Here is an 18,257-nt window from a genome sequence, read left to right on the forward strand (position 1 = left end):
CGCGCGGAAACTAAGAAGTACTTCGTTAGAGGTATGGGGTTGCCTGCAAGGATGGTGAAAAATGACGCCAAATCGTTACCGCCTTCGCTGGCACCGCCTGCTTTCGCCCTCTGGTTTCCAGCCGTCGCCACACTCTACCTCCGGGGATCCAAGCAACATGAAACGCCTGTTGGCTCCACTTTCCATCGTTAACCAGGTCGCCGTGCTGATGATACTGCTAGGCATATTGGGCATTGCCGGAATGGGCATTTCCGCCTGGATGTCGCAGAGCATTCAGGGCAACGCGCATGCCATCAATAAGGCCGGCTCGTTGCGTATGCAGAGTTATCGCCTGCTGTCGCAGGTTCCGCTGGATGCTCGCAGCGAAGCGCTGATCCGCGAACTGGATCAGGATCAAGACAGTCCCGATCTTCAGCGTTCGCTGGAACAAGAGGAGATGACTGAACAATTTCAGACGCTGCATGATTATTGGCAGCTAACCCTGCTGCCGCAGTTGCGTCAGGCTCGGCACCCGGACGAGGCTGCGCCGCAGGTCGCGCATTTCGTCACCCTGCTGGATAAGCTGGTGTCCGACATTGACCACCAGACCGAACGGCGGCTGTTGATGGTGACGCTGGTCCAGGCGGGATTTATCGCGCTGACCCTGCTCTTGTTGGTCGGTACCATCTGTTACCTGCGCCGTCGTCTGCTGCATCCTTGGCGGCAACTGGTGGCGATGGCGCTGTCGGCGGGCCGCGGCGATTTCAGCCGGCGTTTTGCCCAACGCGGCCACCAGGATGAGATGGCCTCGCTCGGCGGCGCGTTAAATACCATGTCCGACGAACTTTCCGCCATGTACAGCGGGCTGGAGCTGCGGGTGGCGGAAAAAACCGCCGACCTGCAACAAAAAAACCAGGTGCTGAGCTTCCTTTATAAAGCCAGCCGCCAGTTGCACGGCAATGAGCCGCTGTGCAGTCGCCTGACGCCGATACTCAATCAACTGCAAAGCCTGACGCCGCTGCGCGCCATTCAGGTTCGCCTGTACGAGAACAACAGTCAGGAACAATTTGTACAATTGAGCGGCAACCTGCCGCTACGACCGGAATATTGCACCAACCCGGTCTGCAGCGCCTGCCTGAACGATGACGGCCAACAACACGCCCATCATCCTTCACTGAGCTGGCGTTTAAGCGACAAACTGGGCGATTACGGGGTGATCGTCGCACAACACTCGCCGCAACGGCCGCTAAATGACGATCATCGCCAGTTGGTTAACACGTTGGTAGAACAACTGACCAGCGTGTTGGCGATTGAACGCCAGGTCGATCATCAGCAACAGCTGATGCTGATGGAAGAGCGCGCAGCGATTGCACGTGAGCTGCATGACTCCATTGCCCAGTCGCTGTCGTGCCTGAAAATGCAGACCGGTTGCCTGCAAATGCAGGGTGCGGAGCTCTCGCCCGCCAACCTGGCGCTGGTGCAACAGATGCGCGAAGAGCTGAACATCGCCTACCGCCAACTCCGCGAACTGCTGACCACGTTCCGTCTGCGCCTGACCGAGCCGGGGCTGCTGGCGGCGCTACAATCAACGGTACAGGAATTTAACCAGCGGCTCGGCGTTGCCATTGATCTCGATTACCAGTTGACGCCACGCACGGTGCCTTCTTATCAGGCTATTCACCTGTTGCAGATTGCCCGCGAAGCGTTAAGCAACATAAATAAACATGCCCAGGCCAGCCGGGTAAGCATTCAGGTGGTCAATCGACGAGGCGAAGTTACCCTGAGCGTCTGCGATAACGGACGCGGGCTGCCGGAAGAGACCTTCCGCCCCGATCACTATGGCCTGATAATTATGCGCGATCGCGCCAAAAGCCTGCACGGCCACTGCGAGATTTTACCCTGCAGCGGCGGCGGCACTGAAGTCCGGGTGGTATTCAAACCGGACAACCACGCCATCGATTAATGAGAGAAACCATGACGACTGAAACCGCTGCCACCATTTTACTGATTGATGACCATCCGATGCTGCGTAATGGCGTAAAGCAGTTGATCGCTATGGACCCACGCCTGCAGGTGATTGCCGAAGCCGGCAATGGCGAACAGGGCGTTGCGCTGGCCGAAGAGCACGATCCTGATCTGATCCTTCTCGACCTGAACATGCCGGGCATCAACGGTCTGGAGACGCTGGATCGCCTGCGCATGACCGCGCTATCGGGCCGCATCGTGGTGTTTAGCGTCTCAAATCACGAAGATGATGTGGTCAGCGCTCTGAAACGCGGCGCCGACGGCTACCTGCTGAAAGACATGGAGCCGGAGGATCTGCTGAAGGCCATGCATCAGGCGGCGGCGGGCCAGATGGTGTTAAGCGAAGCCCTGACGCCGATCCTGGCCGCCAGCCTGCGTGAGAACCGTCCCAGCGCCGAACGCGATATCCAGCAACTGACGCCGCGTGAGCGCGATATTCTGAAACTGATCGCCCAGGGTCTGCCGAACAAAATGATTGCCCGCAGGCTGACGATCACCGAGAGTACCGTCAAGGTGCACGTCAAACACCTGCTGAAAAAAATGAAGCTGAAATCGCGCGTTGAAGCCGCCGTCTGGGTGTTGCAGGGGAAAAACGGTTAATCGCCGCCGTTCAGTGGCCCGGTCTGCGCCGGTATCGCCGGCGTTTGCAAGGTTTTCGCCGGCGGCAACCCCTCGTCGGTGCCGGAAGACAGCGTCAGGGGCTGCGTCACGTGCAGTTGGATCCAGTTGGATGTCACTAACTGGTGTTTATCGTCTTCCAGCGTAACCGATAAAGAGTAACTGTTGCTTGCGCCCGAAGAGGCATCCCACTTAGGCACAATCAGGCTCCAGCCGTGCGGATCGTTACCGTTTTGCGGCGGTGTCAGGCTCAGAGCCTGGGTATCCCCTTGCCAACTGACGCGGGCGATTTTGTTGGCCGCTTTAATTTCAAGCGCCAGCGGCAGCGTTTCCCCTTCCCTCAGGCTCCACGGCGGCGTAGCCAAAAACACCTGCAGCGTTTTGCGTTGTCGGAACGCCAACACCGGGACATTTTTGCGTTCGATATTGTCATAGCGGCTGCCGCGCAGCGACTTGGCCTGCGCAACGTACTCTGGCGATATCTGTTTCACCAGGGGGACACCAAGCCGGTAACTCAGCGCCAGCTCGATCTGATCCTGGCTCACTCCGCCTTCGCCCATCTTGTGCAGCGCTTTCACCGTCACCAGCGGCACCGGCGTGTAATTCACCCCGAACTGCATGGCACGCGGATCGCTTTGCTTTTTACCGCTGCCGAACAGATCGACATTCTCCCCCCAGTACTGCTCATAGCTGAGAGAACCGCCAATCTGGCGGTAGAATGGCAGGTATCCTTGAGTGGTAATGTCATAACCGCTCGCCGGCCGGCTGAGGAACACCGCGTCATTTTTCTGCTGCGCCAGCGCCGACAACGGATAGTAATAATTGGCGGAAAAGCGCAGGAAATCGCCCCAGGCTTCGGCGCCCACGCTGGCACGGTTGTGCCGGCGCTCAAAATCGCTGTCGAGCACCGTGTTGTACCCCAGCAGCCAATTCCCGGCGACCCAGCGTTGCCCGATCCCCAGATTGCCCAGCGAACCGTCATTTTGCTGCAAAAGACCGAGCTGGCTGTAGGTCAGCAAGCCGTTGACGTCATACAGCGGGCTGAACAACTGGCCGCTGCTGCCGGCAAAATCCCCCTGGTTGGACACCGCCAGCGACAGTTTGGCAGTGCCCAGCGGCGATAACAGCTCCTGCGCTTGCTGCTGCAAGACGTCGTTTGCCTGGCCCAACACATAGTTCTCGGCGCGGGTGCGCACCTGCTGGCCGGAAACGTTATTCAAATTACGTTCACCCAGCTGTTTGGCCATCGTGGCCCACTCTTTCTCACGCGCAGCGTCGTCCTGGGCGTTGCCGCCAAGCTCGGGTAAATCATTGCCCGATGAATGAGCGAGCGAATCGGGTGCCGGCGGGGATTCAGCCTGGGCGGGTAACGCGCCGCAAAACCAGACGAGTGGCCACATCAGTAGCGCCGCCGGTAAACTGCCGGTGAAGCGAGGGAGAAAATGAACGGCTTTTTTCACTCTGTAACGTGTTTTTTGTATAACGTGAGTCATTACTCTGTCGCCATCCCCTCATCCGGAGGGCAAGGCGCATCAATCCTTTTTTTGCTGCGGCCACTCCAGGCGGCAGACAACTCAACCTTCGCACACTCTAACACAGGGCATTTATCCCCTTTCAAGGGCCCGGCGCCAAAGCGCATCATGAATACCCAAGCCTAGTCGATTTATGATGAGAAACCATCGGATAAACCTCAGTTATTCATGTGACAGCGTAACAAAATCATCACCTCCGCAGAGGCGATGGCATCAAGCCATAAAAATGCCCGGTTCCGAGCCACCAAAAGGAGTGAATTCACTTTATTTCACCTGAAATTTTGCCGAAAAAAACGTCAGACGGAAATCAACGGGACCAATAATGTCTTGATTATGCGCAGCAATACGCAATTTTTTGCTATCCCTCTTTTGGCTGAACAATGCTTTGCGGCCAAGATCGCAATGCCAACCATTGATGGCATCATTTTTCCCTATCAACCGCATTTTGCCGTTATTTTGAACGCTAATTTCAGCTCGACAAGGACGTTTTATGCTCGATGACGCGCAACACGATCTCTGGCATCGCTGCCTGTTTATCCCGGCCCTGCTGCTTGCTGCAGCCATCGCTACGCGGTTGATTCACTGCGTATCGGCAAGCCTGTTGGGACCCTCACCAAAGCAGGCGCGCTGGATAATGGGGGCTGCCGTTTGCGCCGGGCTGGCGGCATTGCCTTTCGGCATGCCGCTCCTGCACCGCGTGGTATTGCTGCCGGTGGCGGCGGTATTGATCGCGTTGGCGTTTATCGATTGGCGGCACCGTTTGTTGCCGGATCGCCTGACACTGCCGCTGCTATGGGCCGGGCTGCTGGTTAACCAGCAAGGCTATTTCACTTCGCTGGCGGAGGCGGTGTCAGGGGCCGTCGTCGGTTATCTGTCGCTGTGGCTACTGAACGCGGCCTATCGCCGCCGTCATCAACGGGATGGCATTGGGCAAGGAGATTTTAAACTGTTGGCGGCATTAGGCGCCTGGGTCGGCTGGCCCGCCTTGCCGATGTTGGTCACCGGTGCGGCGGCGACGGGATTATGCGCAGTGGCCATTACCGGCCTGATGCGTAAACCCGGCTGGCAAACTCCGCTGCCGTTCGGCCTGTATCTGGCGGCGGCGGCCTGGCCATTGCTGCTGTCGACGGCCGGCAAGGGAATAGCGCCGTTCAACGGGGTATAACGCTAAATTTCACCTTATTTCACTCTGGCGACAGATTCGCACAGGGCCATTTTACCGCTGTTATAGCCCACTGTCGGTACGGCTGTTATGGCGATGCTTCACCTGCACCGCTATCCTTTGGCTAAGCCAAAACGGGGTTTTGCCTAAATCAATACGGGAGGTTATATGATCGGTCATGGTTTATCCGCACTCGCGCTCGGCGCGACGTTACTGACGGGGTCACTGTCATTCGCGGCGCAGGCGGCCGGCACCTTTACCCTCACCTCGTCGGCGTTTCAGGATGGCGGAAGGCTGGCGCAAAAATATGCCGGCGCGACGCCGGGCAATGCCAGTTGCACTGGCGATAACGTTTCACCGCCGCTGAACTGGGCCAACCCACCGACAGGCACCCAAAGTTTCGCGTTGCTGCTGTCCGATCCCGAAGGGCGCAGCGGCCTTGGCGTCAGCCATTTGGTGGCCTACGGCATTCCCGTCTCGACCAGCGGCTTCGCCGAGGGCGATCTCACCCTGGGCAAAGGCTTTGTTGGCGGCAAAAACTCGCCGGGTACTGCGGTTTATCACGGCCCTTGTCCCCCGGCCGGTTCAGGGTTGCACCACTATACTTTCGTGCTGATCGCCACCGATCTCCCGCCCCATGCATTTGGCCCAGGCTTAACGCGCGAACAACTCCTGGAAAAACTGCAAGGCCACGCCAAGGGTGGCGCGGGCCTTATCGGCCGCTTCGGCCAATAGTCGTTCAGACCGCCAACGCCTCTGCCGGGGTCTCCGCGGTCACCGCCGCAGCGCGGTACAGGCTGACCACCTCACCGATCACCAGCAGACTGGGTGAAACCGGCCGCTGTCGAGCTATGATCGCCGGCAGTTCGCCCAGGGTGCCGATCAATACCCGCTGCTGCGGCTGGGTGCCGCGTTCAATGATCGCCAACGGCATCTCCGCCGCCATACCATGACGCAGCAGCTGTGCGGCGATGGTTTCACTCAAGGCCAGCCCCATATAAAACACCAGCGTCTGCCCCGAGCTGACTAATCCCCGCCAGTCCAGATCCACCTCGCCGTTACGGCAGTGGCCGGTAACAAAACGTACTGACTGCGCATAATCCCGGTGGGTTAACGGAATACCGCTTGCCGCCGCGCAGCCACTGGCGGCGGTAATGCCCGGCACGACATGGCAGACCACGCCATGACGCTGCAACCAGGCCATCTCCTCGCCGCCACGACCAAAAATAAAAGGGTCACCCCCCTTCAACCGCACCACCCGATTACCGGCCTGCGCCAGCTCTACCAGCAGTTGTTCGATCTCCGATTGCGCCAGAGTGTGGCAGCGCAGGGATTTGCCCACGTCGATACGCAACGCCTCCGCAGGCAGCAGCGCCATCACCGCCGGAGAAACCAGTCGATCAAACACCACCACGTCCGCCTGCTGGAGAACCCGCAGCGCCTTCAACGTCAGCAACTCGGCATCCCCCGGCCCGGCACCGACCAACCATACTTCGCCCCGGCGCACCGGCTGGCGACGATCCCCAGCCAACATCAGCATTTCAAATGCCTTCATTGCATCTCCTCCACTATGCCACCCGTTGGGCCGCATGCTGTTGAATCAACTTTTTCAGTTCCGGCAAACAAGAGCCGCAGTTAGTGCCGCATTGCAGACGCTCGCCCAATTCACTGGCGCTATGGCAGCCCGCCTGAATCGCCGTAATAATGCGATTCTCGCCCACGCCGAAACAGCTGCAAATCGTCGCCCCGGCCGCCGGCTGCCCTGCAGCCCCTCGCCCCGCTAACAACGCCAACCGCTGCGGTCCACCGACCGGCGGCTGTGCAAAAGCGCTCAGAATTGCCGGTCGATCGAGCATCGGAGCCTGTTGGCGAACATAAAACGCCAGTTGCACCTCGTTCTGACGCCAACCAATGACGTGCAAACCGCGTTGGGCCAGTTGCGCGGTTTGCAGCGTCAGCCCCGCCAAGGGAAAATGCCGCCGTAACCAGCCCTGCCAGTCTTCGATCGGTCGTTGCCCGGCCATGATGTAGTGGGTCAGGCCGTCCTGCGCTACCCGGCTCCAGTAAATGCCCGCCGGTGGCGCTACCTCGGCGCGCAGGAAAATCTCCGCCTGCCAACTCGTCGGCCACGGGCTGACCCGTACCGGCGCATGTTTGCTTTCCGGCTGGCCGGAATGAGCATCGACCACCGGCGGGATCAGGCTGTCAACCCGGCCCTGAGCGGTAAACTGGCCATTCCAGTGCATAGGTGCGAATACGCTGCCGCGCCGCTGTCCCGGATGGTACTGCGCCCGCGCCAACATCCAGCCGTGGGGCGAACTGAGCCGCACCAGGGCGTTATCGGCAATGCCCAACGCCGCAGCATCCTGTGGGTGCATTTCACAAAACGGCTCGCTGAGGTGGCGCATCAGGCGCGCCGCTTTGCCGGTGCGCGTCATGGTGTGCCACTGATCGCGGATACGGCCGGTGTTCAGCACCATCGGGTAACGCGGCGATACCGCATTTTGCGGCAGGCGCGGCGTTACCGGCAGCAGTTGCGCTTTGCCGTCCGCATGGAAAAAGCGGCCATCGCTGAACAGGCGCCGACACCCGCCAGGATGCTGGGTATTGACCGGCCACTGCACCGGTGCCATGCGCGACCACTGCGCCTGATCCGCCTGTGCCAGAAGGCTGATATCGAACGCACGCGTTCCGTTATTCTCAAACCCGGATAACGCGGCGTGCTCACTGAAAACCTCCGAAGGGTGCCGGTAGCCGAACGCCGCACCATAGCCCATGCGCCGCGCCACCTGGCTGAGGATCCACCAGTCGGCCCGCGCCTCTCCCGGCGGCGGCAAAAACGCGCGCTGGCGGGATATGCAGCGTTCGGAGTTGGTGACGCTGCCCTCTTTTTCGCCCCAGGCCAGCGCCGGCAGGCGGATGTGCGCCAGTTCTGCGGTATCGGTCACCGCCATCACTTCCGACACCACCACCAGCGGGCACCGTTTCAACGCCTGTCGCACCGCGTCCGCATCCGGCAACGACACCGCCGGGTTGGTGCCCATGATCCACACCGCCTTCACCTGCCCGGCGGCCATCGCCTGGAACAGTTCTACCGCGTTCAGGCCGGGTTGCCTGGCAATGCCCGGCGACTGCCAGAAACGCTGTACCCGGTCGGTATCCTCGTCGCTGAACCCCATATGCGCCGCCAACTGGTTGGCCAGCCCGCCCACTTCACGCCCGCCCATCGCATTCGGCTGGCCGGTAATCGAAAACGGGCCGCAGCCCGCCCGGCCAATGCGCCCGCCCGCCAGGTGCAGATTGATGATTGCGTTGCATTTATCCGCACCGCTTGAAGATTGGTTGATGCCCATGGAATAGAGCGTCACCCAGTCGCGCGATGTTTTCAGCAAGGTGAAAAAGGCCAGCACGGCGCTGAGCGGCAGCTCGCAAAAATCCGCTACCCGCTCCGGTTCCCAGTCGGCCACCGCCGCCAGCGTTTCCTCCACGCCGTTGGCATGCTGATGCAAAAAGGCGTTATCCAGGCCGTCGTGCTGCACCAGCCAGCGCAGCGCTCCGGTAAACAGAGCGGCGTCGCTGCCAGGGCGCAGCGGCAGGTGCAGATCGGCAATATCGCAGGTCGCCGTCTCTCGCGGATCAATCACCACTACGCGCATCTGCGGCCGCTGCTGGCGCGCCTTCACCAGCCGCTGATACACCACCGGGTGCGCCCAGGCGGTGTTGGAACCGGTCAGGATCACCAGATCCGCCTGCTCGATGTCCTCATAGCAGCAAGGCACCGCATCGCCACCGAACGCCCGCTTGTAGCCCACCACCGCCGATGCCATGCACAGCCGGGAGTTGGTGTCGATATTGGCCGCGCCGATAAAGCCCTTCATCAACTTATTGGCGACGTAATAGTCTTCGGTCAGCAACTGGCCGGAAGCGTAAAACGCCACCGCCTGCGGGCCGTGCTGCTCAATCACGCGGCTAAAACGCTGTGCCACCTGCTCCAGCGCGTCGTCCCAGCCCACCGTTTGGCCGTCGACCTGCGGCTGAAGCAACCGGCCCGCCAAATCCAGGGTTTCTCCCAGCGCACTGCCTTTCACGCACAGTCGCCCCTGATTTGCCGGGTGGGCGACATCGCCGCTGACCGTCACCGCGCCGTCGCTGCGCTTTTCGACGGCGACGCCGCAGCCAACGCCGCAGTAAGGACAGGTGGTACAATGCGCGGCGGTCATGATGCGACGTCCGTCGCTTCCTGCATGGCGGCCTGCACCGCCAACGGTTGGCTGCACACCCAGACTCTGCCCGCCGTCACCCGCACCGGCCAGGCAGTAACACCCGATTGCGCATTATCCACACAGCCGCCGTCGCTCAGACGGAAACGCTGCTTGTACAACGGGGAGATCACCACAGGTTCACCCGCCACGTCACCCAGCAATCCACGCGCCAGCACGTTGGCATCGCTGTCCGGCTCCTGATTCGCCAGCGCATAAACGCCGCTGCCCGGCAGATGGAACAGCGCAATCTGCCGCGGCCCCAGACGTGCGGCAATGCCTGCGTTGGCGGGAATGTCCGCCAACGCGCAGACATCCAGCCACTGATCGCCTGCGGCCGGGGCCGGTTGCACGTCGATAACCTGCCCGCGCTCCCCTCCGCTGGCCGGGCGACGCTGCCCGCGCTCCGGCTGCCAGACAATGGCTTCGTCCGGCCGATCGCTGTTCACAAAAGCGCGGAACAACTTAAGACGATCCGGGCTGGCGAGCGTGGTCTGCCATTCACACTGGTAGCTGCCGACCACCGCCTGCATGTCGTTCTCCAGATCGGCGGCGATGCCCAGGCTATCCTCCAGCACCACCTCACGCAGGTAATCCAGCCCGCCCTCGAGATTATCCATCCAGGTGCTGGTGCGCTGCAGGCGATCGGCGGTGCGGACATAGAACATCAGGAAACGATCGACCATGCGGATCAGCGTGGCGGTGTCGAGATCGCTGGCGAACAAATCCGCATGCCGTGGCTTCATACCGCCGTTGCCGCACAGGTACAGATTCCAGCCTTTGTCGGTGGCGATCACCCCAACATCCTTGCTTTGCGCTTCTGCGCATTCGCGCGTGCAGCCGGAAACCGCCATCTTGATTTTGTGCGGCGAGCGCAATCCCTTGTAACGGTGCTCCAGTTCAATCGCCAGCGCGGTAGAATCTTGCACGCCATAACGGCACCAGCTTGAGCCGACGCAGGATTTCACCGTACGCAGCGACTTGCCGTAGGCATGACCGGTTTCAAACCCGGCGTCGACCAGTTGCTGCCAGATTTCCGGCAGTTGCTCCAGGCGGGCGCCAAACAGGTCGACCCGCTGGCCGCCGGTGATTTTGGTGTACAGTTGATAACGCTGGGCAATTTGGCCGATGGCGATCAGGCCCGCGGGGGTAATTTCACCGGCCGGCATGCGCGGCACCACCGAATAGGTGCCGTCTTTTTGGATATTGGCGAAGAAACGATCGTTAGTGTCTTGCAACGGCAGGTGCTGCGGCTTGAGCAGGTATTCGTTCCAGCACGAGGCCAGAATCGATCCCGCCAGCGGTTTGCAAACTTCGCAGCCGTGCCCATGACCATGCCGGGCCAGCAGATCGTCGAAGGTACGAATGTTGCCGACCCGCACCAGGTGATACAGCTCCTGGCGCGAATAGGCGAAATGCTCGCAAACGTCCTTTTTCACCGCCACGCCACGTTGCTGCAGTTCGTGCTCCATCACCTGTTTCACCAGGGCGACGCAACCGCCGCAGCCGGTGCCAGCTTTGGTGCAGGCTTTCACCGCCGCCAAATCGCCGCAGCCCTGGTCCACCGCACCGCTGATATCGCCTTTACTGACGTTATGGCAGGAGCAAATCTGCGCCGTGGCCGGTAACGCCGATACGCCCAGCGCTTTTGGCGCGCCACCGGCCAAGGCCGGGAGAATCAGGCTTTCCGGGGCGGCGGGCAGCGGCAGATCATTGAGCATCATTTGTTGCAGCGTACTGTATTCGCTGTTGTCGCCGACCAATACCGCGCCCAGCAGCCGTTTGCCGCCGGCATCAACCACCAGTTTTTTATACACTTCCGCCGGGCCGTCGACCCAACTGTAACTTTGGCTACCGGGCGTATGGCCGTGCGCATCACCGATCGACGCCACCTCGACACCCAGCAGTTTCAGTTTGGTGCTCATGTCTGCGCCGCAGAACACGTTTTCCCGCCCGGCCAGCAGATCCGCCAGCGTACGCGCCATTTGATACCCCGGTGCCACCAGCCCGAAAATTTGGCCGTTCCATAGCGCGCATTCGCCGATCGCGTAAATAGCGTCATCGCTGGTGCGGCACTGGCTGTCAATCACGATGCCGCCGCGTGATCCTACCTCCAGTTCGGCGGCGCGGGCAAGCTGGTCACGCGGCCGAATGCCGGCGGAAAACAGAATCAAATCAGCGTCCAGGGTTTCACCGTCAGCGAAATTCATGCTGTGACGGTGTAACGAACCTTCGATAATCGCCTGCGTTTGCTTGCCGGTGTGCACACTAACGCCCAGCGCCTCAATCTTTTTACGCAGCATCGCCGCGCCGCCTTCATCCAGTTGCACGCCCATCAGGCGCGGCGCAAATTCCACCACGTGGGTTTTCAGCCCAAGCTGTTGCAAGGCGTTGGCGGCCTCCAGCCCCAACAGACCGCCGCCGACCACCACGCCCACGCTGGCACTGGCGGCGCATTCGGCAATCGCCGCCAGATCCTCCAGCGTACGGTAAACCAGGCAGCCGGGGCGATCGTTGCCGGGGATCGGCGGGACAAACGGATAAGAGCCGGTCGCCAGCACCAGGTGGTCATAGGCTGTTTCGCGCCCCCCGGCGTCGATCACGCATTTACGCTGGCGATCGATGGCGCAAACCGCCTGCCCCAGCCGCAGTTCAATGCCGGAACGTTCGAAAAAGCCCGCCTCCACCATCGACAGCGAGTCGGCGCTGCGGCCGGAGAAAAACTCGGACAGATGAACCCGGTCATACGCCGCCACCGGCTCTTCGCCAAAGACCACGATGTGATACTGCTGATGCAGTTCGCGAGCGACCAGCTGTTCCAGGAAGTGATGACCGACCATGCCGTGTCCGGCAACCAGCAAAACGGGCTTATGCATATCAGATGTCCTCTCGTCAGACGCCTGCGGCGCCTCGGGTTCGCTACTGCCAAACAGCAGGGCTTCCGGTTGACTCACCGGCTGACCAAGTTGCCGCAGATAAAAAGGGCTGTCCTGGGCGTCGCCGTACAACACAACGCCCTGTAATCTGCCGTCGCGCACCAGCAGGCGGCGGTAATGCTGCGCCTGTGGGTCTTCGGCATGGTGAAGATCGGTTTGCGCGTCGGCGATCATTTCACCGGCGCTGAACATCTCGATACCGCTGACTTTCAGGCGGGTATGCAGCGGCGTCGGTCGGTAGCCCGGTACCTGCTCACCGCTCAACCGCCGCGCCAACAGCTCCGCCTGTTGCCAGCAAGGTGCCACCAGACCGAAGGTGGTGGCATCTAGCTGGGCGCATTCGCCGATGGCGAAGATCGCCGGATCCTCAGTCTGCATCCGATCGTCGATCAAAATACCGCGCTCACAGCCCAGCCCGGCAGCCTGCGCCAGGCTGAGTTCGGGCCGCACCCCGGCGGCGATCACCACCAGATCACAATCGCGCTGTTCGCCATTGCTCAGCGTGGCGGCCTGAACCTGTTCTGTGCCGTGGAACCGGCTGACCTCGCAGGCCAGCCGACACTCGATACCGCGCTGCAGCAGGTTGCGTTGCAGCATCCGCCCGGCGCGAGCATCCAGTTGCCGCTCCATCAGGTGCGTGCCACGGTGCACCACGCCGGCGGTCATGCCGCGCTGCGTCAGGGCCGCCGCCGCCTCTATTCCCAGCACGCCGCCCCCCACCACCAGCGCAGGCCGCCCTGGTCGGCAGCGGCCAAGCATGGCTTCAACGTCGTCCAGCGTGCGAAAACCGTAAATGCCGTTCAGCGTCACGCCGGGCAGTTGCGGCATCAACGGACGCGAACCGGTGGCGAACACCAGCAGGTCATAAGGCACCTCATGCCGGGCAGTCATCACCCGCTTTTGCTGCCGATCCACCGCCAGCGCCGGTTCACCGGCCAGCAGCCGCACACCGTGCCGGTGATACCAGTCAAGATCGTGCAACAGGGTCTCGCTGAACGCCTTTTCCCCTGCCAGCACCGGTGACAATAGAATGCGGTTGTAGTTGCCGCGCGGCTCCTCGCCAATCACCGTGACGGCATAGCGCGCGGGTGCCAGCCGGCAGAGCGTTTCCACCAGACGCATCCCGGCCATGCCGTTGCCAATCACCACCAGTTGGGTTTTGTCCATCATTCGGCTCTCATGCCGCTTTCGCGTGCTTCTCGTAGAGGAACTTCAGCACCTGGCGACGGTAATGGTGATAATCCGGGTCGTCCGCCAGCGCTACCCGTGAACGCGGACGCGGCAGCTTCACCTCAAGAATCTCACCGACAGTGGCCGCCGGGCCGTTGGTCATCATCATCACCCGGTCGGACAGCAGCACCGCTTCATCGACGTCATGGGTAATCAGCACAATGGTGGTGTTCAGCCGTTGCTGGATTTCCATCACCGCATCCTGCAGATGGGCGCGGGTCAACGCATCCAGTGCGCCAAAGGGCTCGTCCATCAGCAGCACCTTGGGCTTCATCGCCAGAGCGCGGGCAATGCCGACGCGCTGTTTCATGCCGCCGGAGATTTCATGCGGCCGCTTGTGCAGCGCGTGACTCATATGCACCAGCTCCAGGTTGTGCTCGATCCACTCGCGCATTTCGCCGCGCGTCATTTCGCGCCGGAATACCTGATGCACCGCCAAGGCCACGTTTTCGTAGGTGGTCAGCCACGGCAGCAGCGAATGGTTTTGGAACACCACGCCGCGCTCTGGCCCCGGCCCGGTGATTTGCCGGTTATCGCACAACAACACGCCGTCACTGGGCACAGTCAGCCCGGCGATCAAATTCAGCAGCGTCGATTTGCCGCAGCCGGAATGACCGATCAGGCTGACGGTTTCCCCTGCCTGGATATCGAAACTCACCCGATCCAGCGCGATAAACTCCCCCTGCGGGGTGGCAAAGCGCTGGCTGACGTTCTGGACCTGGATAATCGGTTTCATGGCGAGCTCCTTAACGGTTCTGATAGCTAAAACGTTTTGCCAGTAACATCAGCCCCTGCTCGAGCAGCAGCCCCACCACGCCGATCACGATGATGGCGATGATGATGTTTTCGACGTTGAGGTTGTTCCATTCATTCCAAATCCAAAAACCGATGCCGACGCCGCCGGTCAGCATTTCCGCCGCCACGATCACCAGCCAGGCGATGCCGATGGACAGGCGCACCCCAGTCAGCACATACGGCAGCACTGCCGGGAACAGGATTTTGCGCATCACCGTCCACTCAGACAGTTTCAGCACCCGCGCCACGTTGAGGTAGTCCTGCGGAATGCGCGTGACGCCCTCTGCGGTGTTGAGAATCATCGGCCAAATGGAGCAGATGAAAATGGTCCAGGTTGATGCCGGTTCCGCGCGCTGAAACAGCAGCAGGCCAATCGGCAGCCAGGCCAGCGGGCTGACCGGGCGCAACAGCGAAATGATCGGGTTGAGCATGTTCGCCAGAAAGGCAAAACGCCCCAGCAGGAACCCGGCCGGAATACCGACCAACGCCGCCAGCCCAAAACCGGTGGCTACGCGCTGCAACGAGGCCAGCACGTTCCAGCCAATACCCTGATCGTTCGGCCCGGCGGAATAAAACGGATCGGCAAACAGCGTCAGCGCCGCTTGCCAGGTCGCCAGGGGCGTAGGAAAACCCTTGCTGTTGAGCGCGGCGATCTGCCAGATAACCAGGGTCACCACCAGCCCCAACGCCGCGGGCACCGCACGACGAAAAGCGTTCTGCAAAGGCAAACTCCAGCGCGCTTTGGGTTGCGGTTTCGCGGCGACCGGGATTTTCAGCGGCACGACTTCCGCACGGGTCGGCGTTGGCATATCAATACGTTCAGCGAGATTTTTCATCGGTTACCTCAGCGCTTTAAAGAGAAACTGTTGGCGTATTCCGCCGGATTGCTGCCGTCCCAACGTTTACCGTCAAACAGCGTACTGGCGCGCATGTCGCTGCCGGGAAGATTCACCCCGCCCACCGCGCTTGCCGCCTGTTTGTAGATCTCGGTACGGTTGATTTTTTGCGCGACGGCCAGGTAGTCCGGCTCGGCGCTCAACAGGCCCCAGCGGCGATGCTGGGTCAGGAACCACATGCCGTCCGACAGATACGGGTAGCTCACCTCGCCATCATGGAAAAAGCGCATCGCATGGGCGTCCTGCCAGGATTTGCCCAGGCCGTTTTGGTATTGACCCAGCATGCGGCCGGTGATCACCTCCGGTTTGGTATTGATGTAGGCGCGGCCTGCTACCACCTGGGCGGTCTCCTCGCGGTTGGCGTCGGAGCTGTCTATCCAGCGTGCAGCGTCCAGTACGGCGGCGGTCAGCGCACGGGCGCTGTTCGGGTTGGCCGTGACCCAGTTCCCCGTGGTACCCAACACCTTTTCCGGGTGATCGGGCCAGATTTCCTGGGTGGTGACGGCGGTAAAACCGATGTTTTCGGCGATGGCGCGCTGGTTCCACGGCTCCCCGACGCAGAAACCGCTCATGTTGCCGATCTTCATGTTCATCACCATCTGCGGCGGCGGCACCACCACGTTGCGCACGTCGTCAAACGGATGAATGCCGGCGTTCGCCAGCCAGTAATAGAGCCACATGGCGTGAGTCCCGGTCGGGAAGGTTTGGGCGAAGGTGTAAGTGCCCTTGGCGCTGGCGTCGACGTGTTTTTTCAGCGCGGCCGCATCGGTGACGCCGGCCTGCTTTAACTGGTTGGAAAGCGTGATCGCCTGACCGTTGTTGTTGAGCGTCATCAGCACCGCCATGTCGTGCTGCGGCCCGGCTACGCCCAATTGCAGGCCATAAACCATGCCGTACAGCACGTGCGCCGCATCCAGCTCGCCGGACAGCAACTTGTCGCGTACCGCCGCCCAACTGGCTTCTTTGCTGGGAATGATTTTGATGCCGTATTTTTCGTCAAATTTTTTCACCGCCGCCATCACCACCGAGGCGCAATCGGTGAGCGGAATAAAGCCCACGCGGATCTCTTTTTTCTCCGGTGCGTCAGAGCCTGCCGCCCAGGCCGTATTCATCAGGCCAGGCAGCAACATGCTGCCGCCCAGCGCCGCGCTGCCGGCCAAAAAGCGGCGGCGCGTCAACTCCAGCCCAGGGTGTTTGGTGTGCGTCATCAGCAAGTCCTTCAATCAGGCGATAAAAATAAAAAAGGCGTCCCATCAGCACATTCCACCATTGGGGTGAACATGCTGAAAGGACGCCTTTATCCAAATTCTTGTTGGCAACCCGGCCGCCATTGGCCGGGCTACGTTTTAGTTAATGCAGCTTGCGTGCCAAATCTGTCGATAGCCCCTGCCAGACAGGCACGCTGCACTCCACACCCGCATAATTCGGGGCGAATATATTCGCCCCCTACTGCCGATAGGGGTACACAGGGCATCGTTTGCACAATCTCAAGGCATTAACTGCACTGACTGTGTGCATATACTCCTTAAGGAGTATTCCCGGTGGGCGGTAAAATATCCGCCACCGCCAGCATGGCATTGGCGATATCAATCAGCCGCTTGTTTTGGTTCATGGCCATCTTGAGCAGCAGCCGGTGAGCGTCCTCCTCGGTCAAGCCGCGATGCCGGATCAGCAGCCCTTTGGCGCGCTCGATTTGCTTGCGCTCATGCAGCGTCGCCCGCGCCGTCGCCAACTCTTCTGACAGCACCTGCAACCGCTGCGACTGCTGCTGAATCAACTCCATCATGGAACGGCCCAGACGCGGATTGATGCCATCCCCCATCAGCGGCGACGCCTCCCCCAGCGGGGTGGCCACAAACACCGCGTAGCTTTCTCTCGCCTGTTGCGGCACGTAATCGACATAATCCAGCGCCAGCGCGCGCTGGGCCTCGGCCAGGCTGTGGCGGCAACTGGCCATCAGCGCCTCTTCCAGCCGATCCTCTATCTGTTTCATCAGGTCGATGCGCGCACTGGTGATCTCGAACCAGCGCAGGCTGGTGTCGGCACGATCGCTCAACTGCAATTGAGTACAGGCAATGCGACGCAGGCGTTCAAACTCGCGGTCATCCTGCTGCTGTATGCGCCGCCACTGGGCCAGCGACTGTTCATCGGCAAACTCGCTGAAGGTATGAAAACAGCGCTCCTGCCCTTCGATCAGCATCAGTAACCGTTGATGGGAGGCTTCACTGAAATGCATGGCGGCAAAACCGGCCGCGCCGATTGCCCGCTCTTGCCCGGCCAGTTCCTTGCCCTGCATAAAGCTGAACATGGCGATTAACCCACGCGTCATGGCGGGTTCAACGCAGGCATCCGCCGCCTCGAATACCAGCGCCAGCAGGCTGTGAATGATGTTATTGAAGGTGTCCATGGCGGCAGGCTGCGAGACCTGCTGCCGCCGCACCTGCCGGCGCAGTGCGGGCAAGGCGGTGAGGTTGTGCAACGCACAGGCGATACGGCTGAACAGGCGGCTGGCGCTGGCCAGCGGTGCCGTGGCGGCATCCAACTGCGCCAGTTGCCGCTGTACCGCCAGTTCGGCCTGCTCCACGTCCTGCGTTCTGCCGGCCAGCCGTTCGCCGAACAGCGCGCCCTGCGAACACAGATAAATATTGACGGTGCCGCGCTCCCGCTGGAGCACGTGGATCAGTTGGCTCACCCGGCCAACCAACTGGCCCATCTGCAGCAGCTGTTGCAACACGGTGATTTCGCAGCGTTTGGACGCCAGCAGAAAATCGCCGGCACTGGGCGGGAAAGCGCTATTACGGCTCATGACAGGATCCCGTTACGGT

The 18,257-nt window shown here is 61.0% G+C and carries 13 protein-coding genes; 5 read left to right on the forward strand and 8 right to left on the reverse strand.

Annotated elements, in window-relative coordinates:
* The first annotated feature begins 157 nt into the window (after window positions 1–157).
* Together narX and narL are read left to right on the forward strand one after the other, a co-directional pair.
* The gene (gene narX, locus SERAS12_RS14875; RefSeq protein WP_041416165.1) at window positions 158–1,942 is read left to right on the forward strand and encodes a nitrate/nitrite two-component system sensor histidine kinase NarX; all 1,785 of its coding nucleotides are present in this window, start codon (window positions 158–160) and stop codon (window positions 1,940–1,942) included.
* An 11-nt stretch (window positions 1,943–1,953) separates the two neighbouring features.
* The gene (gene narL / locus SERAS12_RS14880) at window positions 1,954–2,604 is read left to right on the forward strand and encodes a two-component system response regulator NarL (protein WP_013813428.1); all 651 of its coding nucleotides are present in this window, start codon (window positions 1,954–1,956) and stop codon (window positions 2,602–2,604) included.
* On the opposite strand, the gene SERAS12_RS14885 is transcribed toward narL, so the two are convergent.
* Window positions 2,601–4,115, reverse strand: a complete 1,515-nt coding sequence (locus tag SERAS12_RS14885) for a YchO/YchP family invasin (RefSeq protein WP_013813429.1) — start codon at window positions 4,113–4,115, stop codon at window positions 2,601–2,603. The genes narL and SERAS12_RS14885 overlap by 4 nt on opposite strands.
* A 246-nt stretch (window positions 4,116–4,361) precedes the next feature.
* Between SERAS12_RS14885 and SERAS12_RS26260 the strand changes: the two genes are divergently transcribed.
* From SERAS12_RS26260 to SERAS12_RS14900, 3 genes are all read left to right on the forward strand, one after another.
* Window positions 4,362–4,655, forward strand: a complete 294-nt coding sequence (locus SERAS12_RS26260; RefSeq protein WP_143760034.1) for a hypothetical protein — start codon at window positions 4,362–4,364, stop codon at window positions 4,653–4,655.
* The gene (locus SERAS12_RS14895; protein WP_013813430.1) at window positions 4,645–5,319 is read left to right on the forward strand and encodes an A24 family peptidase; all 675 of its coding nucleotides are present in this window, start codon (window positions 4,645–4,647) and stop codon (window positions 5,317–5,319) included. Before SERAS12_RS26260 ends, SERAS12_RS14895 begins: the two co-directional genes overlap by 11 nt.
* Window positions 5,320–5,484: 165 nt before the next feature.
* Window positions 5,485–6,051: a YbhB/YbcL family Raf kinase inhibitor-like protein gene (locus tag SERAS12_RS14900; protein ID WP_013813431.1), complete on the forward strand. Its 567-nt coding sequence runs from the start codon at window positions 5,485–5,487 to the stop codon at window positions 6,049–6,051.
* A gap of 4 nt (window positions 6,052–6,055) precedes the next feature.
* Here the strand turns inward: SERAS12_RS14900 and cobA are convergent, their stop codons facing one another.
* From cobA to SERAS12_RS14935, 7 genes are all read right to left on the reverse strand, one after another.
* A complete protein-coding gene (gene cobA, locus SERAS12_RS14905; protein WP_013813432.1) occupies window positions 6,056–6,871 on the reverse strand; it encodes a uroporphyrinogen-III C-methyltransferase in 816 nt (271 codons plus the stop codon).
* 13 nt (window positions 6,872–6,884) lie between these two features.
* Window positions 6,885–9,536 (reverse strand): nitrate reductase, encoded by a 2,652-nt coding sequence (locus tag SERAS12_RS14910; RefSeq protein ID WP_013813433.1) that lies wholly within the window; start codon window positions 9,534–9,536, stop codon window positions 6,885–6,887.
* Window positions 9,533–13,681 carry a nitrite reductase large subunit NirB gene (nirB, locus tag SERAS12_RS14915; RefSeq protein WP_013813434.1) on the reverse strand — a complete coding sequence of 1,383 codons (4,149 nt, stop codon included), beginning with the start codon at window positions 13,679–13,681 and terminating at the stop codon, window positions 9,533–9,535. Before nirB ends, SERAS12_RS14910 begins: the two co-directional genes overlap by 4 nt.
* A gap of 7 nt (window positions 13,682–13,688) precedes the next feature.
* A complete protein-coding gene (locus tag SERAS12_RS14920; RefSeq protein WP_013813435.1) occupies window positions 13,689–14,477 on the reverse strand; it encodes an ABC transporter ATP-binding protein in 789 nt (262 codons plus the stop codon).
* Window positions 14,478–14,487: 10 nt separating this feature from the next.
* Window positions 14,488–15,372: a nitrate ABC transporter permease gene (gene ntrB, locus SERAS12_RS14925; RefSeq protein ID WP_013813436.1), complete on the reverse strand. Its 885-nt coding sequence runs from the start codon at window positions 15,370–15,372 to the stop codon at window positions 14,488–14,490.
* Between the two features lie 8 nt (window positions 15,373–15,380).
* Window positions 15,381–16,640 carry a CmpA/NrtA family ABC transporter substrate-binding protein gene (locus SERAS12_RS14930; RefSeq protein ID WP_013813437.1) on the reverse strand — a complete coding sequence of 420 codons (1,260 nt, stop codon included), beginning with the start codon at window positions 16,638–16,640 and terminating at the stop codon, window positions 15,381–15,383.
* A 317-nt stretch (window positions 16,641–16,957) separates the two neighbouring features.
* Window positions 16,958–18,238, reverse strand: a complete 1,281-nt coding sequence (locus SERAS12_RS14935; protein ID WP_013813438.1) for a nitrate regulatory protein — start codon at window positions 18,236–18,238, stop codon at window positions 16,958–16,960.
* Between the last annotated feature and the right edge of the window lie 19 nt (window positions 18,239–18,257).

The organism is Serratia sp. AS12 (assembly GCF_000214195.1).
Taxonomy (GTDB): Bacteria; Pseudomonadota; Gammaproteobacteria; order Enterobacterales; family Enterobacteriaceae; genus Serratia; species Serratia plymuthica.